Annotated in this window: 17 protein-coding genes; 3 read left to right on the top strand and 14 right to left on the bottom strand. The window is 35.2% G+C overall.

Features of this window, described 5'->3' with window-relative positions:
* Positions 1 to 405: 405 nt before the first annotated feature.
* Genes FTU42_RS12810 through FTU42_RS12785 form a run of 6 tightly spaced genes read right to left on the bottom strand, consistent with a single transcriptional unit; the run spans position 406 to position 12,602 of the window.
* Positions 406 to 3,468: a type I restriction endonuclease subunit R gene (locus FTU42_RS12810; RefSeq protein ID WP_180083500.1), complete on the bottom strand. Its 3,063-nt coding sequence runs from the start codon at positions 3,466 to 3,468 to the stop codon at positions 406 to 408.
* Complete coding sequence (locus FTU42_RS12805) at positions 3,468 to 5,732, bottom strand: DUF262 domain-containing protein (protein ID WP_180083497.1); 2,265 nt, start codon at positions 5,730 to 5,732, stop codon at positions 3,468 to 3,470. Before FTU42_RS12805 ends, FTU42_RS12810 begins: the two co-directional genes overlap by 1 nt.
* A gap of 5 nt (positions 5,733 to 5,737) precedes the next feature.
* A complete protein-coding gene (locus FTU42_RS12800) occupies positions 5,738 to 7,663 on the bottom strand; it encodes a DUF262 domain-containing protein (protein ID WP_180083496.1) in 1,926 nt (641 codons plus the stop codon).
* Positions 7,664 to 7,690: 27 nt separating this feature from the next.
* A complete protein-coding gene (locus tag FTU42_RS12795; protein ID WP_180083494.1) occupies positions 7,691 to 8,866 on the bottom strand; it encodes a DUF4268 domain-containing protein in 1,176 nt (391 codons plus the stop codon).
* Between the two features lie 56 nt (positions 8,867 to 8,922).
* Entirely contained in the window at positions 8,923 to 10,227 is a 1,305-nt protein-coding gene (locus FTU42_RS12790) for a restriction endonuclease subunit S (RefSeq protein WP_218949828.1), read from the bottom strand.
* An 8-nt stretch (positions 10,228 to 10,235) separates the two neighbouring features.
* Positions 10,236 to 12,602: a class I SAM-dependent DNA methyltransferase gene (locus FTU42_RS12785; protein ID WP_180083492.1), complete on the bottom strand. Its 2,367-nt coding sequence runs from the start codon at positions 12,600 to 12,602 to the stop codon at positions 10,236 to 10,238.
* 139 nt (positions 12,603 to 12,741) lie between these two features.
* On the opposite strand from FTU42_RS12785, the gene FTU42_RS12780 reads away from it, so the two are divergent.
* The gene (locus FTU42_RS12780; RefSeq protein WP_180083490.1) at positions 12,742 to 13,851 is read left to right on the top strand and encodes a hypothetical protein; all 1,110 of its coding nucleotides are present in this window, start codon (positions 12,742 to 12,744) and stop codon (positions 13,849 to 13,851) included.
* Here the strand turns inward: FTU42_RS12780 and FTU42_RS12775 are convergent.
* From FTU42_RS12775 to FTU42_RS12755, 5 genes are all read right to left on the bottom strand, one after another.
* Positions 13,848 to 14,279 (bottom strand): hypothetical protein, encoded by a 432-nt coding sequence (locus FTU42_RS12775; protein WP_125275059.1) that lies wholly within the window; start codon positions 14,277 to 14,279, stop codon positions 13,848 to 13,850. The two genes, FTU42_RS12780 and FTU42_RS12775, sit on opposite strands and share 4 nt — an antisense overlap.
* A 231-nt stretch (positions 14,280 to 14,510) precedes the next feature.
* Positions 14,511 to 15,524, bottom strand: a complete 1,014-nt coding sequence (locus tag FTU42_RS12770; protein WP_125275060.1) for a competence protein CoiA family protein — start codon at positions 15,522 to 15,524, stop codon at positions 14,511 to 14,513.
* 17 nt (positions 15,525 to 15,541) lie between these two features.
* A complete protein-coding gene (locus FTU42_RS12765; RefSeq protein WP_125275061.1) occupies positions 15,542 to 16,549 on the bottom strand; it encodes an HNH endonuclease domain-containing protein in 1,008 nt (335 codons plus the stop codon).
* Positions 16,542 to 17,126: a class I SAM-dependent methyltransferase gene (locus tag FTU42_RS12760; protein ID WP_125275064.1), complete on the bottom strand. Its 585-nt coding sequence runs from the start codon at positions 17,124 to 17,126 to the stop codon at positions 16,542 to 16,544. The genes FTU42_RS12765 and FTU42_RS12760 overlap by 8 nt, the downstream gene beginning before the upstream one ends.
* Positions 17,127 to 17,271: 145 nt before the next feature.
* Entirely contained in the window at positions 17,272 to 18,897 is a 1,626-nt protein-coding gene (locus tag FTU42_RS12755) for an HNH endonuclease (RefSeq protein WP_125275062.1), read from the bottom strand.
* A gap of 566 nt (positions 18,898 to 19,463) precedes the next feature.
* Here FTU42_RS12755 and FTU42_RS12750 point away from each other — a divergent pair.
* Both FTU42_RS12750 and FTU42_RS12745 read left to right on the top strand, forming a co-directional pair.
* Positions 19,464 to 20,213 (top strand): metallophosphoesterase, encoded by a 750-nt coding sequence (locus FTU42_RS12750; protein WP_125275063.1) that lies wholly within the window; start codon positions 19,464 to 19,466, stop codon positions 20,211 to 20,213.
* A gap of 514 nt (positions 20,214 to 20,727) precedes the next feature.
* Positions 20,728 to 20,910: a hypothetical protein gene (locus tag FTU42_RS12745; RefSeq protein WP_163120790.1), complete on the top strand. Its 183-nt coding sequence runs from the start codon at positions 20,728 to 20,730 to the stop codon at positions 20,908 to 20,910.
* A 479-nt stretch (positions 20,911 to 21,389) separates the two neighbouring features.
* On the opposite strand, the gene FTU42_RS12740 is transcribed toward FTU42_RS12745, so the two are convergent.
* The 3 genes from FTU42_RS12740 to FTU42_RS12730 all read right to left on the bottom strand — a co-directional run.
* Complete coding sequence (locus FTU42_RS12740) at positions 21,390 to 21,680, bottom strand: hypothetical protein (protein WP_125275018.1); 291 nt, start codon at positions 21,678 to 21,680, stop codon at positions 21,390 to 21,392.
* 115 nt (positions 21,681 to 21,795) lie between these two features.
* Positions 21,796 to 23,421: a tyrosine-type recombinase/integrase gene (locus FTU42_RS12735; RefSeq protein ID WP_180083488.1), complete on the bottom strand. Its 1,626-nt coding sequence runs from the start codon at positions 23,419 to 23,421 to the stop codon at positions 21,796 to 21,798.
* A gap of 83 nt (positions 23,422 to 23,504) precedes the next feature.
* Positions 23,505 to 23,600: transposase domain-containing protein (locus FTU42_RS12730; RefSeq protein WP_141192730.1), on the bottom strand; the 96-nt coding region annotated here is incomplete at its 5' end.

Below are 23,600 nucleotides of genomic sequence, written 5' to 3'. Positions count from 1 at the left end.
CAAACTTCATCTAGAACGCTTACAATAAGTGATATTTAATAAAAACTTATCCCAATCTTCCAAATTTTGAGATTTTTTTGGCTTAATAAAACTTCAATAGCATTTCTTCCTTGCTCTCAAATATCCAATAACAAATAAAACTAATGTCCCCAATATCAAATAGCGACTTATCATTTTCCCACGAATTTTATCGTAAATACTCACAATAACTTGATCTAAAAAAGATGACATTTGCCTCACATGACGTGTCTCAAAATAATGCGCGAGTTGCCCATTAAGCAATGCTATGAGTCCAACACAGAATAGGAAAAAGATACAAGGAACTATCCATACTTTTGGATAATGTTCCAAAACCATCAGAAAAATATAAAATCCCCCTTGTATCCAATTCCACATATATTGTCCTTATCGCATAACACCCTGTTGCAGACTATATTTCCATGACATTCTAAATGCAGTATCTTTTGAATAATGCTTATACATATCCATATCGATCTTTCTTTGACGTAACATCACTTCATTCATGATTTTATCAAAGGCCAAATCTTTGGTATGCGGATCGGGATTATTTAAGTACTTACTTTCGAAATCAGCATGTTCTTTTATCTGTTTTAAGATATTTACAAATTTTACTTTTTGCTCTTCAGGCGTTGCAGCCCAACCACCAAACCAGCGTTCATTAAAAGTTTTAATGATTTCATCTAATGGATCTTCTTCAGTTTCACCGCCATGCGCACCACGAGGATTCGAATTTGTCGGATCTAGAACTGTCTCTTCAGTATCTAACTCAATTTGTTCATTCAGTTTTTTACGCTGTAAACCATATGAGTTTAAATCAACTGAGTTTAATAACTCGTCTAAAGCATCTGCTTCTGGATCTTCAATTTTGAGTTTCGGAATCAAGAACTTTAAGAACCAATACAACTTTTCCCACGCGGGAACTTCATATGGCAAGATTGAAGCCATCTGTCCATAAATCTTCACGAATTGCTTTGCCTTGATCTTGAAATCAGCTTTATCTTCAGGAGTGAGTTCTAATTCAGCATCAAAACGTGCCACGGCGATATCAATCATCGGGCTTAATTTTTCTGCATCGACTGAATCGAAATACTTCGTAGCGAAATCTTCCACTTCAGTAGATTCATATACTCCAACAGTATCCAACTCATCTTTTAGTTCGTTGAGTACATTAATATCAGTCGCTTGTGACAACGTAGTCGACGTGTAGAAACGATCAAATGATTGTTTGATATCTTCTATCTCATTGAAGAAATCGAGCACAAAGAGATCTTCAGTTCTCTTACCTAATTTAGGTGCAGAACGATTTAAGCGAGACAGCGCTTGTACGCAGAGTACATCGGCCAACTTTTTATCAACGTACATCGTACATAGCTTAGGCTGATCAAAACCAGTCAGGTATTTGTTCGCAACAATAAGCAATCGATACTGATCTTCATTCACGCCTACAGGCTTCTTTTCCCCCACATAACTTCGATCAAACATATCTTTGGTATCGTTGTCAGAGAATCCATTGAGAATCGCTTCTGAATATTCAATACCATCTACTTTCTTCTCACCAGAGAAAGCAATAATGGCTTTAAATGGATACCCTGCTTGCTCAAGCAAACGGTCAATCGCTTTGTAATAACGGATTGCAGACTCAATATTTTGAGTCACTATCATCCCTTTGGCCTTGCCTTTTAATTTCTTGGTATTTACCACATGCTGAATAAAATGATCCAGCATCACTTCAGCTTTGATATCAATGGTCTGTTGGGTTTTCTCTACATAACTTCTTAAGGTTTTCTGCGCTTTTTTAGTATCAAATAACGGATTGTCTAGAATCGACTTCTCAATTTCATAGAAGCTCTTATATGTCGTGTAATTTGACAAGACATCTAAAATAAACCCTTCTTCGATTGCCTGTTTCATCGAATACAGATCAAAAGGTTTAAAAGAACCATCTACTTGCTTTTCACCAAACTTTTCTAAAGTCGTGTTTTTTGGCGTTGCAGTAAAAGCAAAATAGGATGCATTGCCTTTCATCTTACGTGCCAACATCGCACTTAAGATTTTGTCTTGAGGATCTACATTATCACTGTCTTCATTGCCTTTACCCATGACTTCATTCATTTTGTCATGTGCAACACCCGATTGAGAGCTATGCGCCTCATCAATGATCACAGCAAAACGCTTTTCACTTAAGTCTGCAATTCCATCAATAATAAAAGGGAATTTTTGAATCGTAGTAATAATAATCTTTTTGCCATTTTCTAAAGCAGATTTCAGCTCTGAAGACTTATGGGCATGTGCCATAATATTCTTAACTTCTGAGAATTCCTTGATGTTCTCTTTAAGCTGTTTATCCAGAATACGGCGATCCGTCACCACAATCACTGAATCAAATAAGGGATGTTCTAGCCCTCGGCTTCCTGCAATGTCTTTTTCTACTGGGTAGGCTTCAATCAACTGAAATGCTGCCCATGTAATCGAGTTTGACTTACCTGAACCTGCGGAATGTTGAATAAGATATGTCTGCCCTACGCCACATGTTGAAACATCATGAATGAGACGGCGTACTACACTGAGTTGATGATAACGCGGGAAATAGAGATTCCTTTTATCTAATAAGGTTTTCTCATCACCATCTAGTCGTACGAAGTGCTGAACGATATTTGCCAAACTTTCTTTTGAAAGTAGCTCCTTCCAAAGATATGCTGTTTTATGCCCCTCTGCATTTGGCGGATTTCCTGCACCTGCATTATGTCCCTTGTTAAACGGTAAGAAGAAGGTGTTCGCCCCAGCCAATTTCGTGGTCATATAGACTTCATCGGTATCGACAGCCATATGTACAATACAACGAGCAAAGCTCAATAAGGGCTGTGTGATATCACGATCTTGTTTATATTGCTTCTGCCCATGATAACGAGCATTTTGCCCTGTCCAATCATTCTTTAATTCAAAAGTAATAATTGGAATACCATTTACAAATACCACCATGTCAATTTCTTGTAGTGGATTGGCTTTTGAGTAACGTAATTGGCGAGTTACACTAAAAATGTTCTGCTTGAATCGGTCTTTAATCTTCTGAGAACTACTTGCCAACGGCGCTGGGTACATCAACTGAAAATGTGCTTGGTCTACGGCGAGACCTTTTTTCAGTAGATGAATTACCCCATGCTTACGGATCATTCGATCAAAGCGTTCATAGATTTTACGTTGCCAATCGTGTGGATTAAATTTTTGAATCTTTGCCAGTTCATCAGCTTGTGTTTGTTCTAAAAACTGCCAAAAATATTGAGTATCTAAGGCATACAGCATGTCAAAATTTGCAGGTGAACCTGATACAAAGCCATGATGAGGTTGAGCAATGTCGGTTAAACCTGCTTTGATATTTTCAAGGCATGTTCCAGTCAGGGCTTTTTCAATTGCCATTTCTAAAGCACGTTCATTTGTTAAACTGACCATTAAGCAACCTCTTCTCTTTCTGGATGTTTAATTTCATCTATTACTTGCTGTTGTGCTTTGATGATATTTTTAAACTCGTACATTTCTTCACTGGTTATTGATCTAAAAAACTCACCATCTTCTAAATTTTTCTCAATTATTTCATTGATAAATTCACCATTCTTAAACGTGATTCGAAGCTTATTTTTAACCCTTAAACTTGGCATTGTCTCTCTGTTGGAAACAGATACATAATCAATATCTGTTTTTGCTAAACCGTATTCTGAGGAAAGCAAGGTGAAATATAAAAAATAACTTCTTAGTTCAGCGTGTTTCCCTCTAAGCACGGAAGTTTTTAAAAGATAAATAAGATCATTGCTTTCCTTTCTAATCAGAGCATATGAGCAATAGCTAAATATTCTGTCATTAAGGATAAAATATCTTCTCCAATCATAGATTTGAGCTAACTTTTCATTTCTAATACTTTCAAGTTTCGTAAAACTTACATCATCATCTAACAAATCAAATAATATTTTAAGTTGTGGTTCTTTATTTTCTTCAGACACTCTATTTTTATCAAATACAGCCCGCCAATTTTCAGCTCTATCACGATAGGAATTGTATGAGTCTGAACAAAAGCTTAAATTTATTCCGTATTTTACACAATAGTTTCCTAGACTTAAAAAACACCGATGTAGTCGATATTCCTTGTCTTTTATAAATTCATCTGTAAATAACTGTGCCGCAATTTCAGCATAATAAGTAAACTTATCACTACAAATGATGCCATCATCTGCCTTTGCATAGTCAAGTATAAAGTCAACGCGACCATAGAAATAGTTATGCTCTTCATATTTCTTTAATAATTCTTTCCAAGCTGGATTTTGAAGTATGAGTTTGGCTTTCTCAATTTCATGTTCAATATGTGATTTCTCAAAAGCAGTCTTACTACAAAGCTCTATAATATTTTGATGTTGGTGCAAAGTACTTATTTTATTGAGGACACTGTCATGACCAATATAAATTGCTAATTGTTCTAACGCTTCGAGCACCGAAAGCATCAATTTTTCAGAGTTATAATAACCTTTTGCATTTTTTACCAACCATCCACTGATTCTGTTCCAATCCTCAAATTGATCAATGTTTTGAATATACTTAGTAAAATAATAAGCAGCTGCGAAATTTGCTTGCTCTTCATAGGAAGGCTTATCTTTACTTAAGATTTCAAAAATATTGTTTTGGCTTTTTTGCTTTACAACAGTAAAATCTAAAAGCGCTGTTATGTGATCAATCGTATTGCTCACTTCATTTGAGAATAGATCTATATATTCAGTTTGCGAAATAAATAAATTCAGCCTCAAACGACTCACTAAACTTTCGATGTCAGCTTCGTTAATGCTACCAACACTTTTATTCTTCGATAAATATTTTTGATGCTCGCATAGTAAACAGATTTTAAAGAAATGGATAAAACTCGCATCAAAAGATTTACTCCAATCTTTACTCGTAGTCCAAATTAAATCTGTCCATGTTGTATCAATACTCTGAAAAAAAGCATTTGCTTTACTTGTATCAATTTTATTTTCAAGAAAACCCTGAAGCCATGCTTTAAAGTTTTCAAATTCTGTCAACTGAACACCTCTGGCATTCATTTTGATATATAGCTCATCGGTTAATGAAAATTCATTCATTGGTAACAGATAAAAATTCAAAATCGAATGACTACTCAATCTCACCCATAATTCATCAAGTTCATCTGTATGCTTGAATCCCAGCAATGAATGTAATTCATCCAACATCGTTAATATCGAAATAATGGTTGGATCTTTACGCCATACTGCTAAAAACCATGCTTCGTTTTCAATCGCCACGGATGGTTTACCACCCCATTCCATTTCAACTAACTTCTCAATCATTTGAGAAATGAACAGCTTAGAACTTGTGCGCGTTTGATAACTGAATTTCTGTAATTGTTGTTTGATTAAATCAATTTCATTTATATTTGCCTTATTTTTATTCACAAGATAACAATGTAAAAGGAACAAAGTCGTTAGACGTTGTTGCCCATCTAACAATTCAAGTGTTTTTTGATTTAAAGACCCATAGACAAAATCTAGTTCAAGTTCGTGATGTTCCGTCAAACTTTGTACTAAGGCCTGCAAAAATGCTTTACGGATTTGAGTAATCTTTGGATCATTCTTTCGACCCTGTGCGTAATCACGCTGAATTGTAGGAATAACAATATGATATTGTTCCAATGCTTTCCACAATGTCAATTTAGCCATTTTGATCACCCCTCATTTTCATCGTGAAATTCAATACCATATTGTTTAAAGCAGTCTAACAATGCTTTTTTATAGTTTTTCCTATCTGCTGTATCCCACTTCAGCATGTGGTTTACATCGTCACTAAAATATTTAGAAAAGACCTGTTGTGATGCCAAAGGAATAAAGTTTGATGTGTTGGTTTTACCTAATTCATACAGCTCTTTCTCTGCTTGTAAAACCTTTTTTCTTTTAATAAAAAACGGATCATTTCCTATAGAGCGATTATCACTTTCTGGTAAAAGACACAAATTATCAAGCGTTTGAATATTTTCTGAGAAATTACCGATCAGCGTTTCTAAAGTTTCATTATATTGATTATATAGATGCTCTTTTTGCTTAGGATCTGAGACTGTCTCATATTGAGTTAATATTTCTCCAAGCTTCTCTTTAGAAAAACTATCTGTTATTTCCTCCAACAATGCTTTTTGTTCAGATACCCAAACCTTGATTTGATCATTCTTTTTGGACAGTTCCTCGCTTTGCTGGGCATGGATATGCTCAATATCCCACTTTACTTGGTTATAGCGTTTAAAGGAAAAACGTGTATTGTGTCGCTCATATCTAAAAATATTAAATAATACGAGTATTGATTTAATTTTTGATCGACATGAAGTGTCATCTGCATCATAGAATACATAATCAAAATCTAATTCTTTAGCATTTTTATCTTTCTTAAAAAGATTGCTTAATTCAATTCGGATAAAGTTTTTTAGCTTCGCTTCAAATTCATCTCGTTTACAGTTCTGAGCAACTAACCAAATCTCTTGGATTGTTTTATATTTCTGACCTACCAAATAGCCGATCAGATGGTATAAACGATCATTTTCATACCACTCATTTAAATACTGAAATCCTGTGAGAACCTTTAGCCACTCTTTTTCAATTAAATCTTTCACATCTTGGGTTGATTTAAACTCATTTGCGTAATAGATAAAAGTTTGATGGTCTTCTTTCAGTTTTAACGCTTTTCTATCCGTTTTTTTATTCGCAATCAGATCAAAAATCAGTTCAATACGTGTGTGTTTATTGGTTTGTTGTGCTGGACTCAAGAATGCCCAAAATTCATCATTTTGTAGGGCTTGCTCGATAGCATCCCATTGATTCGCCATTTCAGTTTGCTTCTGCACTGCCAGATGATCATTGCCATAAGATTTCGCAATTTTTTGTAAGAATAATGCTTTTATCAGCTCTGCATCGGTGAGTGGAATCTTACCCTGATTCAGTCGGCTAAAGATTTCAATAGATTGCTTTTTAGAATCTTGATTTCGATCCACACGTACAGCGTACCAAATGACTTTTGTATGATGCAGGAGCTTATCTTTCCAATGCTCCCTGTTAAATTCTGTACCCTTTTTCTCAAACCATGTTTTTACAGCTTGATAAGCCGTATAGAAGTAATGAGCATCAATCGTTGGTAGGTTATTTTCAGTGAGTCCAGCTAAGTTATTTAAATGCTCTGTACTAGATTCTCTGGTGTCATAACGAAGAGAGAAATATTGCTCATTGGTTAAGTAAGTCAAAATAATAAAAATTGTGGTCATCCGTTGCTGACCGTCAATGAGTTCCCAATAGTATTGGGTTCCCTCGGTCTTTCTTTTTACAACTACAGGTTGCAAGCAATAGAAATCACTTTCTTGCTTTGGTTCAAACTCATCAATGTCATCCAGCAATTCCGTAACCTGTTGTTCCTTCCATTTATAGCCTCGTTGATAACTATCAACAAAAAAATGAGCCTTCTGTAATTCATTAATGGTTTTCAATTCCAATGAATTTTCTTTTTGTTCTAAATAAGAAATGAGTTGCCCTAATCGATCATCTGCTATTTCAGATAAGTCAGGCTTATCCTCTAAAAGTTGGCTAATCTGTACCAATAAATTTGCTGTATTCACCCTATCCCCCAATTTTTAAATCTTTACTTACTTAATTACTTGATACGCATCTTTCATATACGGCTTAAACACCTGCTCAAACTTTTGCACGTGTTCAAAATGCCATTGAATATATTCAGGCCAAAATGCTTTGTTATAACCCTCTACGGCGTTAACAACCACAATCTTTGATAATTTTTGATCTTCTGATCTACGCCAATCTAACTGTAGACCACAACTTTGCTCAATTTCTGCTTTACGTGCATAGAAGAAATCAAAGAGCTTTTTATTTTTTTCGATATTGCTTGTTGCAAACTCAAGTTCTACACGGAGTTCTTTTTGGGCGAAAATCAAGTTGTAGTTACACTGTGCAATTGTTGTACCTGCACTACGCCATCCTGCACCAACTGGATTTACATTGCGGAAAAGGTCAAAGTTCCGATTTTGAAAATCCTCTAACAACTGTGTCCAATAGGCTATTCTCAATTGTCCAAGTGAACTTTCTCTTTCTTTAATGACTTTGATTTCCGCATCTTTACGGCTTAAACGCACCATATATTCTGATGCTTCTGGTACAGGAATAATTTGCTGAATATCGACCAATAACTGACTATTCAATATATATGGCGAAATCTTTACACATTTAACATCAATCTCGCGCTCAATTAACCAAAGCGCAGTATTGGTGACTTCTTTTCTAAATTCACCTGCAACGAGAATGATGCGTTGCGTGGCTTTGGGATTCAGCTTACTCATCCAATCTATATCAGCGTTTTCACCTAAGAATTTTTCAATCAATACACGTGCTGTATGATGAACATGTTCAGGCTCATAAGCATCAGCATCTAGATCAGGATCAATTGGTCTGTACTTACTTAGGTAATTGGCATAAACGTTAATAATATCTTTTGCGGTAAACGGCGCAACATAAGACGCATACTTGAGTGCCTGCCATACGGCATCACGTCCACTGTCATCACGTTTGTTTTCAATCAGTACCAATTGTCCTTTGGTGTCTAAGGCCAACAGGTCTAAGCGTTCGCCTGTGCCATCAAAGCCATCAAATTCTTTTTGGATAATCAGTAGTTCTTCGCCCAATGCTTCAGGATGGCTGACTAACCATTCTTGCAAGTCATAACGCTCTGTCAACTGTTGTTCGCTGAGTTTCGTACCGTCTAATGGTTTCAGTTTTTTATTGGTTGTGTCTACTGTATATAAGCTCATATTCCCCCCGAAATATTAAAAAACCTAGCCAACCAAAGTTCGCTAGGTTTTATTTTTTATGCCACTTTAATTTTGCCTGTCACAGCGTCATTAATGAGTGTGGTTTTATATTCTTTTAGCTTTTCGATTTGCATTTGAATATGTGCATTCACATTCCCAAACTGTTGATAAATTTCTTCAACCTTTTTAGAAATAAGAATTTGCTCCCCTATTGGTGGTAGAGCTATATCAAAGTTTTTAAGAGCTTGGAAATTTAATCCCTCACGTCCGCCACCTTGCTGGAAATACCAAATTTGTCCTTGACCAACTTCAGATGCAAGAACAGCATTTAAGAAAATTGAAGTGATATTTTTCTTTGGTCGCAAAATACAAACATGTTGATTAACATTCATTTCATCTGACGTTTCAACAAAATAACATCTACCAATAGAACCACCCGTAATATTTAATAAAACATCATTTTTACGGACTTTACTATTTGACATACTGTGATGAACTTTTTCAGAAATTCTTGCTACATCATTTAAGTCTATGCGATCAAAATGGATATTCTGACTACGAAGTAAAGGGATACCTTCATCTAAATAAGTAGCTCCTCCGCCTGATGGGGTTACTCCACTACCAATTTTTGAAGTTACATGCTTGATCTTTTTCAGTTCCCAATGCTCAGGAATTAGACCAATCCATTCCACATCTGAATCTTTCATTGGCACATTTGGATCTAAACCTTGAGTCACAGCTTGTTGAATGACAATTTGCTTACGCTCATTAAGTAAGGCTATTTGCTGTTCTTTAATCGAAATAGCTTGGTCAATTTCAGTAGTTTTTTTATTCAAGAAACCTATAATATTGTCCTGCTCATTTAGATCAGGAAAACCTAACTTCATATTTAAAAACATATGCCCATAGAATCTTAATCTTGAAGAATGTAAACCAGTTGAAACCTGATTATAGTATTCAATATATTTGGTACTTTTTAATAAGTATTCTAAATACTTACTATTAAATGATTTTGGATTTTTTTGTCTGTATACACCGTAAGATGGGCTGACAATACCCTCATATGCTGATACACCTAATGCTCCCATCCATGCCCACATAATATTCATGACTAAATCATCTCTTTTACATAATTTAGAACCTGAATAGTCTTCAGCCATAAACATTGAAACGTTTTTTTCAGCTCTCGGTGTAACACCTGTCATATGAGAAACTGATAAAAGCTCCTCACTTCCTGTATTTGATCTTTCATCACTTTCAACAAATAGAAATTTAGCCTTTTTGATGTACCAATGACTTGGAATACTCCCAATCCAATCTACACCCGAATCTTTGTAAGCATCATATTTTTCAAACATCATGCTTCTCCTTAAAGACCCAAAATCTGTGCAATCAAACCATCGGCTTGCTTCTCAAGACTTAAAATATCCTGAGCCACATCTTCTAAAGAACGCAACGGCTTATGCTGGTAGAAGTACTTATTAAAGCTAATTTCATAACCAATCTTCACAGAATCAAGATTAATCCATGCTTCAGCCACATGCGGTTTCACTTCATCTAAGAAATACTGATGAATCTGCTGTTTTAATGGTACAGATTCACTATCACGTAAGTCGCTATTGCTTTCATAGGTTGTGAACTCGCCTTTCTTCGCTGTTGCATAGTAGCCAAAGTCAGCCAAATCAGCTTCTGTACAACCTAAATGTGCAAGCAAATTGGCAAGCTCAGCGTCATTTAACTTCACGACTTTTTTCACCACTTTTTTTGCGTTTTCGTCATACCAACTTACCGCATTTAAAATGTTATTCTTTTCAGAATTCGATAGCTTCATCTTTAACGCTTTGATTGCTTCATCGACTTTTTTCTTAAACACGTTAAAGTCGGAAAACTCATCCGTGCCTACCTGTTGCATGATGCTTAACGCATTGTCCAACGCTGTTTTTAAAGCATTCCAATGCTTCACATCAAACAGCTTGGCTTGGGCTTTATTGTTCAGCGTAATCTCTTGCGCTTCACACCATGCCAATACTTCTTTTTTCACATCATTAAGCTTCGCTTCGGTATAGATGTCATCACCATAGGTGCTATACATATATTCCATCGGCTCAGACAAAGACTTATCAAAACGTAAACCTTGTAAACGCTCTGCACTAAACTGTGCTCTACGGCGGTCTGGACGCTCAATATTGACTTTGTAATAACCAAAATCTTGGTTATCAAACACCTTGCTTGCGATGCCGAAAGGATCATTTTGATCATCAAGCTGACGCTCTACGTCTTGACCTGCAAGATAAGTCTGCATAATTTCCGCAATATGCTCAGGGGCAAACTCACAGTTTTTATTGCCTAAGTTTTTACGCAACTTGCGAAACATCAAACTTGCATCAATCAGTTGTACTTTGCCTTTGCGCTGTACTGGCTTGTTATTCGACAACAACCAAATATATGTCGTAATACCAGTGTTATAGAACAAGTTGTTTGGCAACTGCACAATTGCATTCAGTAAATCATTTTCGATGATATAACGACGAATATTACTTTCACCGCCACCTGCATCACCTGTAAATAAGCTTGAACCATTATGAACTGAGGCAATACGACCACCAATGCCGTTATGCTCAGGTGATTTCATCTTATTGACCATTTCCATGAGGAATAGAAGCTGACCATCGCTTGAACGTGGTGTTGCATCACAATTTTCTTCATTGCCCCAATAGTCTTTTAACTTCACGATAAAACGTGGATCAACCACATCTGAACCATCTTTAATGTACTTTTGCTCAGATGCCCAGCTCTTACCATACGGTGGGTTTGACAGCATGAAGTCAAACTTAGTGCCGACAAACTCATCTGTTGTCAGTGTTGAACCTACACGAATATTTTCAGGGTTATTGCCCTTAATCATCATGTCTGACTTACAGATTGCATACGTCTCGTCATTGATCTCTTTACCATACAAAAGTACATCACGGTTGCCATTTTCAACGCTATAACGCTCTTCAATAAAGTTCTGCGCTTCGGTCAACATCCCACCTGAACCGCATGCAGGGTCATAGACAGTGATGGTTAAAGGTAATTTTTCCTGAATTGGGTCAAAGACAAAATGCGTCATTAACTCAATCACTTCACGTGGGGTAAAGTGCTCACCCGCCTCTTCGTTATTTTCTTCGTTAAATTTACGAATTAATTCTTCAAAGACATAACCCATACCTAAGTTAGTCAATGCAGGTAAACGGTAGCCATCTGGGTCAACTGCATCTTCAGGAGTTAAGTTGATGTATGGTGATAAAAACTTTTCAACCACATCTAACAGCACATTTTTATGCGACATATGACGAATTTGAGCGTAAAGGTTAAAGCACTGAATAATTTCTTTAACGTTGTCGCTAAAACCTTCTAAATATTCTTCAAAGTTCGCCAATAAAATTTCAGGGTTGTTTGATGCCGCGGTATACAGCGAACGTAATGTCCATTTAGAGGTGTTATAGAATACATAGCCTGATGCTTCTTTAAGTGGCTCATCATCAAACTCGGTGAGTTCCATTTCGACTTGTTGGTAGCGGACTTCTTCGAGTACTGCATCTTTGGTCGGCTCCAATAAAGTATCCAGACGGCGTAATACCACCATCGGCAAAATCACATCACGATATTTACCACGTACATAGACATCTCGAAGACAATCATCAGCGATAGACCAGATAAATGAAACCAATTTGTTATGTACTGAATGATCCATAGGAACCCAAATAAAACATTATTTTTAAAGTTTGTATTTAACACTATTTTCAAGTAATTCGGCAGACTATATAGTGGATTCTTTAGGCTTATACACCAAATCTTGTCTCATAAAATTTCCAGAAAATAAAGGATATCTTGTGGATTTAACACAGTTTTATTATTCAATACTCAATAAGTTTGATAGACAGCTTGAAGGAAATTTAGAACAACTGGTTAAAAAAGCAAGTCAGATTAATGAAGAACTTGCACCTTTTGAATTAAAGGGCATGCTTTGTGAAGCTCTTGGGTTAGATATTTTAGATAGCAACTCCAGTCAAGTGGTTGATCAGGGTGAAAATATCCAGATCACATTTGCGTATATTTTGAAATGCCTATCGCTCTACCCTTTGCAAAATGAGATGTATCAAAATTGGAATAAGCATGTTGCGCTATTCGACCAAGCGGAACTGACTGGTTTTTCAGAGCAAAGTATTGCTGAGTTGCATCAATTTATTCAGAGCATTGTTGTCACAGGACATAACCAAGTACATCTATCCCTTGAGCAAATGAAACAGCCCTCCTGTCTCGTTATCCAGCTCTTAATTCATCTTGATACGATCATCACCTTAGACAGTAAATTTGAACCATTGTGCTTTACTCAGTTATTTAAATTTCGATTTAAAAACAAAAAAAAGCCTTATAGCCCATCAAATAGTTTTTCAGAATTTCTAGTTTATTTAGTGACTTCACTATCATTTAAAAAGCCTTTAGACAAAGTGCCATCAATCAGCTCACTAGAAAGTTATCCCCTCAATACATTGTTTGAAAATCAAGATCACATAGATGAACATGAAGACCATCCAAATATAAAACAAATACGTCAACTGATTAAGAAAATGAGAGCTGAGGATCGCTTTTGCTACTTAACCGATATTGATCTATTTTTTAAATTAGCTTCTGATATGAGTGATTTCTTTAGCGATGAAAACTATGAAAAAGTTGCAGAATCGAATGCTCGTTTTCTACTTTCACGAACCATCAACGATGAGGATTTCGTAGCCTTCAACGATATGAACGCACTGTGGCTCATCTACTACTTCCAATTCCTAGTCTACGAAGCACAGAAAACAAATTCTCCTGAGGTTTTACAGGGACTTAGCGCTTCCCGTGAGTTTATGGATTTATGGAAAATGTTTTATGCACCCAATGGCAAAAAGGCCACTTTTCAGTGGCCTAGCCAATTTAATGATATAGCGAAGATCACTTAGACATTATTGTAGCGACCTGAGCCAGAGGGGTTGCCTGTTTTACTTGGCCACCCCGCCTCATTTGTCAACTCAGTAAAAAATTTTACTGTATCGTCATAATCCTCTTTAGACCATAACGGATAATCCGTATACGACCTTCTAATCTGCCATAAAGCTTCTCGCTCAAATGACTTAATTCCGTTTACACGTAGCGTTTCATCTGGAATTATTAAGAATCCCCACGTGTCATCTTTATCACCTATATCTAAATGTATATTAAGCACTTTTGCTGTTCTAAAAACATTCACTATTCCACCAAGCCCTAACTGAGGCTTTGGTTCTTTCAAAAGAACAACTTTGCCTCCTATTAGCGTTTCCATTTCATTAATTGAGTTCGGGCTATACAGTCCTTGACCATTTAATCCTGAAATCTGGATATGAAGACTCATCTAAAAAACTCCTTACTTCCGTGGTGGATTATTATCACGACCACCGCCTGAAGGATTCCCTGTTGTACTTGGCCAGCCAGCTTTACTCATTATGTTTCTCCTGCATTCATGTAAATTCAGCTTCACTTCGAGCTGATAGATTCATTATGGAAGAAGTATTTTTTTGATTTTGCCGGAAACCCAACAATTCAGGATAAAAATTAAACAAATATCACTTTACCTATTTTTATATCAAGCCAAACGATACCAATCACATTCCGCAGCCTGATTTGAATTACATGCTTTCTTTTTTGCTTTGCAATAGATAGGTAAACCTTCTGTATAGTTATAATTATCCCCACTATATTTACACAAGAAACAACTTTTCACAGGTACTTTCTTTTCAACCGCAAGTTTTAACTGTGAAATAAACATATCCCCATGTGCATAACCCATCAGTACATTTGAGTTCTCAAATTCTAAATCAGTTTCAATAATATTGCTATATTCAATTTTATCTTGATACTTCGATAACTTAGCTTTTATATCTGCTAAATATTCCAAACCTAGCCAAGCCTTACCTGAATCCCAAACAAGAAATAAAAAATACCGTTTGTGCATACATTTACAATCAGCATCAACTATGGGAGCACTTTCTTGATTGAATCCCAAAAAGAGAGCATCGCTTGGCTTCAAATCTGCCCTATATATTTTTTCGACATCCTCTTCGCAATCTAATGGTATTTCAATAATTCGTTTGCCTGAGCTTTCTTTTTTCTCACTCAAAAAATGAGTCACAGCAATTTCAATATAAATACAATCTTCGGCATTATTTTGACGGGTTAACAATAGGTCTGGAATAAACTGATCGTGCCTTTTTTCAACTTGTATTTGTGAAAAATAATTTGTGAGATCAAAGCATTTCTCTGTATAACCAAGATCACAATGTTTTCGAATGGTTCTTTTAAATTTTTGGCATTTCTTAGGCACATGAAAAGTAATGTAAAATGGTTCATTTTCAGCTAAACATTTTTGATATGTTTCAAAAAAAGCACGTTTACCCAAACGGTGTAAGTAAGTTTCACCATTGCACTCTAGTACAGTTTTATGGGCAAAATGAGGTTTCTTGATTTTGCCATTCACCTTAGCAATTAAAGGATTGTCACAGCCCAGGCAAATGTATTCAGATTTTTCTTCTTGTCCGACTAAATCAACTGCTTTGACAATTTCACCATGTTCATTTTTTGCATATTGATAACGTGCCATTTCACTTCCTTATAAATTTAACCCGTCCACATCAAATAATTATTTTCTTTTCCCTGTGCATAAGCCCACTCAGCCACCTTATGCGACCGCTCTTTATCCGTCAAAAAACCGAGCACTGATATCCGATCCACAATAATCAAATTCTGCTCTTCATTTCGCTCCTGCCATTTATGCAAAAACTCATCAGATGCGAGTAGATTACTTTTCTTAGAATTACAGCTTGAATCTGCCAACACGAAGTTATGACCTGTATCTGAGGGATACATAGACCATGGAATGAAATGATCAACGGCGTAATTGCCATTGCGCATCGGTTTATTGCAGTAGAAGCATTTACAGTCCTGTAGCTCGACCAACACATTAGCCACAGCATTTAATTGGTTCCGACTCGGCTCAAACATGAATTGTTCAAGATTCGGCAACTGATTCAAAATAGGTGCATTGCTGCTGTTCTTACGGATATAGTCAATCCAACGTTTCTGGCAAAGCTCTTCGATGATTTCACTGAACTGTCGTAAGCAAAACATGACTTGAGGCAAAAGGATGAGCTGCTTTCCACACCGATCAAGCTGATATAAAAACTCAAAATTTTGACCATTGATATTTTGCAAGTAGCGGACTGGCATGTCTTTTACAGTGCGAGCGACATCTTTAACTAGCTTCAACCACACCAATGAATCTCGTCTTAATAACCCCAAAGAAGAGTAGCTTTGCCGAAGCTGTATAATGCGATTCACAATGGCAGCTTGTTTACCATTGTTCTGATTTAAAATCAGCTGCCCTTCATCATTAAAGGTATAGGGTACCGCTTGCTTCCAATACAGCTCGATAAACTTCTCAGCGATATCCGTATATTCGAGTGATAGACTCTCACCTGAATCTTCACCTTTTTCAATAGCTAATCGGCTTAGGCTAATCAGCAATGCAAATTTATAGGTGCTACTAAAACTACCCGACTGTAAAATCAGCTGAATATTTTTTAGAAATTTAAGTTGTTCTTGTGCAGTAGGAATAAAGTCAGGCATGTTTTTTCCAAAGTACATTCAGCCATTTTTCTTGTCGATCAGGTCGCTGATCTACTGTAATCCACTGTTTTAATACCCTAACCCCATTCAACTGGTCTAACAATTCCTGAGCCTGCTCTTCATTTAAGTCAGTAAACGCCCTACCGCCTTTTTCTCTATCTGCTGTTCCATATTTAAAAGACATATAGCACACACCGCCACGGCGTAATGCAGCATGAATACGTTTTAAAACATTAGGGAGTCTATTACGAGCACAATGTAGTAAAGAGGCACATGCCCATACCCCATCATAAACATCGTGCATATCAAGCTCATAAAAACTTTGCTGCTGAACAGCGATACCAGTAAGTTGAGTCGCTCGTTCGACTAATACTTCAGAATAGTCTATGGCACCTACTTGATAACCTTTATTTTTAAAAGCCAAAGTGTCACGCCCTGAGCCACAACCTAAATCCAAAATCCATGCAGAATTGGGCAACTCAGCTAAAAATGGTTGGTATATACTTTCCATATCCACATACAACGTGGCTAGAGCAAACTCATCCGCAAACTGATTGTAATAATCTATTTTTTTCATACGTTTAAAATAATAAAAATTTGATTCTATTACCATATCAGAATCGACTATATTATTTAAACAACTTAAAAATTAACGTAGGCTATTGATGTATTTTTTTCATAAAAAAAGCACACCATAATTTGATGTGCTTTTATAGTAAAATCTAAGCACCAAACAAGGCTGCTCGTGCTTCTTCCTCAGTTCGATCCGATTTTAAACGATTACAGTAAGGGTGCAATAAAACTGCATTATCTATATGACCCTCTCCCCCCAATGACATCGCAATACGATGATCAACTTCTGTCGAAGAAGAATGTAAAAGACCGTCACATATACGACAAAAATTCTGATTATGAATATTAAATTTTTGTCGAAGAATCGTCTTGGTTGTTAATGAAAATTTATGTGATTTTGGTCTTTCATCTGGTTTTAATTTTTGCACGTAGGCAACAATATCTTTAATCGCCTGTTCATCCCTGATCCCATGAAAGCCTGCTTCTAGGTGTTCATTAAAATTTAAATAATCAAATGATTTAGACAAAGCCAAGATGATTGTATTCAGGTTTAATTCATCATCAAAATCAATGTCAACTTTAGAACTAATTTTGATAAATGCTTTATAGACGATTTGTAGTCGATCATAACCTTTAATTCCACTGCCAAATTTACCAACAGTCTCTGTAGTTGCTATTGGAAAATTAGCAATTAAAGTCTCTACACTTTTACGTACACTCGTAAAATACTGAAGTTTATTTTCATTGTGTAATTCTGCAATAATTGCAAACCACGCCAAAAACGATGTGATTTGAAAACGACCATCTTTAAAGAAATATAATTGAGGATGTAAACCTAAACTGACATTTCGGTTATCACCCTCTGGTTTGGCAATTCTAAATAGAATTGTATAGAGCTCCGATAATCTTTCGTACACTCTTAAAGCCTGGCCATCCGATTCATCTGAATCCATATCTGAATCGTTAGATATGATATTAAGTAGCTCTGTGACCAATCCAATCCGCTTACCATGAGTTAGGTCTGTATCTAGTAAAATATTTCTAAACAATAAATTATGAATTTTTTCGCCTAAAACAATGATGCGGTTAATTTCATTTTCACCCAGATCAATTAAATTCGCTCTATTATCACTCAGATAGCAGCATGCATAAATTGCATAGAAAGTATCTCTTCCCCTATTTTTTAAATGGGCCTCTTCCCAACGATCTAAACGCTTTGATTTAGAATTAATGGACTCAAATGCTTTTCTTGCATCTTCAGGTGAACCCACTACATGCATAAATCGAATACTGAGCTTCTCGATATTTTCTTTTATTTTAATCAAACTAGGATCAGTCATTATTTTTTGAAAGTCAGAGCATTCTTTTATTCTATCCCGAATATATCGTAAATCAGCTTTTTGCTGATCATTAAAGTTTGGGGCACTAATAACTTGCTCATCAGCAAAATAACGTTTAATCCATGCAACGAGAAGTGAAACTCTATGCCCACCATCAATTACATAAATATTCCCATTTTCATCCATCCAATATAGCACTGTGAGCCAAGTATTAGGATTGGACATACATTCCTGCATAAACTCAACAATTTCTTCCAGACGCCAGTACTCTGTAGAACGTTGATTATCTGCTTTATACAGCTGTTCAATAATTTGACTATTTTCTAAATCTTTTATTTTTACCTCAAAATGCCTAGGTTTAAGAGCATATTGAGTTGGAAAAGCGACCATTGGTTTGCGGTCTAATACATTTTTTAAAATCGTAGTTGTTCCCATGACAGATCTCCCAGTCACGTATTTTGTTAGATAAATTTGATGTGAAGTTGAAATGATCTACTGCATGAAAATACGCAGTAGACCGAGGAGACCTTCAAGATGTATTTATAGTAGTGTGGCTCATTTTGCACCTATGATTATTTGGCCATTCATTTCACTTTCCTACGGCGAAATGGTGGCGAGCTAAATAAGTTTAGGAAAACCATTCATAGGGATGGCCGGCTGTAAAGCCACCTATTTAGCCCACCATAATTTTGGGCAAAATAAAGCCTATAAGAAGCTATTAGCTTTTTATAACAAATAGCTCCTTACCTATGAAAATGCAGGTTTCCTACGCCTGATTACAGATTTTGCTGCAACATCTTTATCTTATGTACATAAAATCAATTGGTCAAATTAAATGATCAAAAAACAATCGATCGACTTTAAAAATAATTAACTAATATTTTTAAAAGCTTATCCATACAGATTAATATGTGTAATTTCTACAATATTTAGTTGATGTATAAAGTAATTAGCTACGAAACTCTATAAATTTAGTAATTCGGTTTAATTAAGGAAGTGTATTGAAACTGCAAATTTTATCGGATACTCACAATTCGAAATATTCATTATCAGATGAAGCTGACGTCATTATTCACGCTGGCGATTTTTCTAATCGCTTAAGTGGTGCAATTGAGTTTGCCGAAAAATGTAAAACGATGGATAAAAAATTTATCTTTGTTTTGGGTAATCATGATTATTACTGCTCAAACTACGATTTAGTCGTGGATTTCTTAAAAGAAAACTATCCTCAAAATGCTCTGTTTGATGACAACCATATCAAGATACAGGATAAAATATTTGTTGGCGGTACATTGTTTACGAACTTTCGTTCCAACTCAACTCGTAAAACATCTAACGATCTGCAAAAATTTAAAGAAGATGCTGAACAATCGATTTATGATTTTGATCAAATCATGATTGGCAGTGATCATCGAACAATAACTGCTAATGACTACATTGAACTATTTAAAAAATATCATCAAAATATTATGCAATTTAAGGATCAAGATAATGTGATTGTCATTACGCACTTCCCGCCTCATTTAGCTTGTCTTGATCCATATTGGGGTACGCATCCTGTTGCATCAGCCCTCAATCCCTATTTTATTAATGACCTAGATATAAAAGGCTTTAGGTTATGGATTGCAGGACATACGCATACATCAGTGGATACTGTAGTCGACGGATGTAGATTAGTGATCAATCCTTTGGGTTATCTGCCAGAGCAAGGTAAAAATGGGTTTAGAGAAAATTTGATTATCGAAGTTTAAATAGATATATTTTTCTGAAACCTTTTTAAAGCGTCAGATAACTCGATTTTAAAATTGTCTGCAATATTAATGATGAAGCATCAGTCCCTTCAAAACCTAAAATAAGTGATGTCACATGGTTTTTTGATACTCAATAGTACAATTAGGACTTTTAAACTTTAGCTCATGGTTCTAATTAGTATAAAATTACATAACACCATTAAAATTTTATGGAAAAATGAGAAGACTAATCGATTTTAAAAATATTGAACAAAGATCACGCCCAATTATTGAGGTTATACCTATGGTATTTGAAAACAACCAAGCGACGCAACGTATTGTATCACATCATTTAAAACGTATAATTCATCAACATAGAGATGAACTACAAAAGCTTGCCTATAAATAAAGCTCATTATCCACATTTAAATGTTCATACCTATATTTGGCCACTTTTTCCACCACATCAATTTATTTCAAATTTTCTGTGATACTGATAATGAAATTTATACCACATCCGAACTAGGAGAAACTCATGTCGATTTCTTTAGATCCAGAAAATGATTGGAAGAATAAAATTGCAGATCAAATACTTAAAGATCTGCTCGAGATCAACAAACTCCAAGGTAATTCTATTAAAAAAATGAAAGCAGACCAAAATGGTGTTTTCTATGTAGAACAGGAAATCTCAGTTGAGGACTTCCTTAAGACCCTCTGAATTTCATCTTGCTGATTTTTTACTACGGACCCAACTGTTATTTGCGCTCTCTCTAGAAACAATCCGCTCTACCATAATATTTACCTCACTTTACAGATTGCTCTAGTTCTTGCTTTTCAACACTCTGATACGAAGACGAACTATTCATTAAAGCATGCCCACTTTTGAATGCCAATTCTTGATGAATCTCTTGCTCAGCATACTGGTCGCACCGTGATTTTTTATGTATTCAGCTCGTTTTAGCATAAATGCTCGCTCACGCTCTTGAACGTTGGAATTCAATTCCATATTTTCCGCTTGACGAGTAGCAATATAATTATATGTAATGAATCCGCAAAGTACGATTAAAAAGAAACTGAGTTGCCTTTTTATACTTCTACTCACAAATAATCCTTTTATATCCAGTTGATACTGAAGTTATCACGTGCTCGCACTAATAAATTTAAAAACTAGAATGGATGAGACACTATAAGGGTTAATCACTCATCTCTAGGATTGAAATCTTTAAATTCATCAGCATTGCTAGCAAATTTAACAAAAAAGTTATGCCATGCAAATAATGACTCTAATTCCTGTTTATTTTGAATCGGTTTAGGCAACTCATATCCAATGATCCAGTATGGTGCTGTACAGCAAACATGCTCAGGTATAAGGACTTGCTGTAAGGCTGTTTCAGCACTTAAAAAATATAAATTATCGTTTAAGTGGACAATATTCCCTTGTAAAGCTTCTTGAATACAATGATCTACATCTATATACGTATGCTTCATTTAGTCCGCCTCCATTTTTTGAAATCGCACTCTTAAACCTGTTAAATTATTTAACGCACGTATAAATACTTTTATTTAAAGTACAACATATAAAAATACTTGCTCAATATGCAGCTTAAGTAACTGTATCTAAATGTTTATTTACAATCTTCAAAGACAAACTATAAAAAAGAATAGAAATCAATATCTGCATATACTTAGCTTTAGGATTAATATTCTTTAAAACTAGTACTTCATATTTTTTATTTTTCCGAATCTTCATCACTTTACTAAATTCTTCCCATTCATGCTCTCTATAATAGATATTGCGAAAAAAATCATTACCTACAATTGCCTTTAGATTTACTAAAAACTCCAAATAATTTGCATAACTTATTTCATCTCTAATATAAAATTTAATTTTAGCATCTACAATCAAAACATGATCGAGAAAAAGATTTGATAACCGAGTCAGTTGATCCTGAAATCTTATTTGATCTTGAGCTTTACCATAAGCCTGTTTTATCAAACGCATTGCTTGATAATTATCATGCTGAGCATATTCTGCAAGAAACTCCAATAATTCTTCAGAGGATCTTTTATGATTCCCACGTTTTTGGGTGTAATACCGATTGCTATATATCAATTCTATATATTCTAAAAAAAATTTTCTTAGTTCGGAGTCTGAACTAAAAACTATAGGATTTTGTATTGTATTTAGCTCTTCTAAAAAAACATCTTGGTCTAAGCTCAATGTATGATCCCCTCCCAAAAAGTGTGACTGGTGACCATTCATTTTATAATCAGGGGTCAATTCATTTTTATAACCTACCCTATTTCTCAAATAATCACATAATATTTTTCTGTAATTCAAAATATTAATATCAATAATAAACTTTTTACTACGACCTACTCCCGCTTTAGTATGCTTAGGTAGCAAATGCTGTAACAACTTTCTAGGTATGTAATTTTCTTGTCGATTACATGCATCGGCATACAAAATCATTCCAACATGCAAATAGTGGTTTGCTGTCATTTCTATCGATGAATGACCTAACATATAAGCCAAATGTTTCCAAACATCGGCTCTATCTTCCAAAGAAGTCGATTCAGCTAAAATATAGTTTCGAATATTTTTAACATGATTATCTGAATAATCTGTCCAAGCTATTCTGAGTTGATCACTACCCTTCAACACAATAGCAAGATTATTCGCTGCACTGTGTCTCAATGTATGAAAAGAGAAATTATATTGTTCATCACCAAAAATTAAATCCAAACAACATTTGAATACTTGTCTAACTGAACTTGCTTTAATAAGTCCAGCACCATTTTTTTCAAAGATGAACCGGTTAGCACCTAAACAAATACGATTTTCTTTTTTATTTATAACTATCATTTTGAGCAGATGACAAAATTCTAGCAATTCTTCTTCAGTCAGTAATTCACTTAAACACAAAGCACGTTGTGCATTTCTAGTTTTAAGCTGTCGATCATAATTATTTCTAATTTGTATTTTCAAAAACTCTATTTTTTCATCAAATAACCAATATTCAATTTTATTAGAATTATTTTCATGTTTTTCTAAGCTTAACGTCGTTAAGTCACTTAGTTTAAGCCCTAAAATTTCACTTATTCTCAGACCACAACGATATCCCAAAATACATATCATTCTTACCATTCGTAAGTCATGACAATCCATCTTTAGGTTAAAAAGTCTTTTTGAGTTAGGCAATAATTTATCAATAATGTATTTAAACATATCTTTTGATATATATCCGCTACGACAAACTTGAGTATTCTCTGTTTTATAAGTAAGCGTCCGCTGAACCCCATGCCTATTTTTTAATTTGAGTTGGATTTCCAGCGGTGTGGCAGTAATTCTTCTATTTGGGTCACTTTATGTGTCGGCAACCTTTTCAGAACATCACTTAAATAGGC

The organism is Acinetobacter sp. YH12102 (assembly GCF_013419125.1).
Classification (GTDB): Bacteria; Pseudomonadota; Gammaproteobacteria; order Pseudomonadales; family Moraxellaceae; genus Acinetobacter; species Acinetobacter pseudolwoffii.
This window is presented reverse-complemented; position numbering and strand designations above follow the sequence as displayed.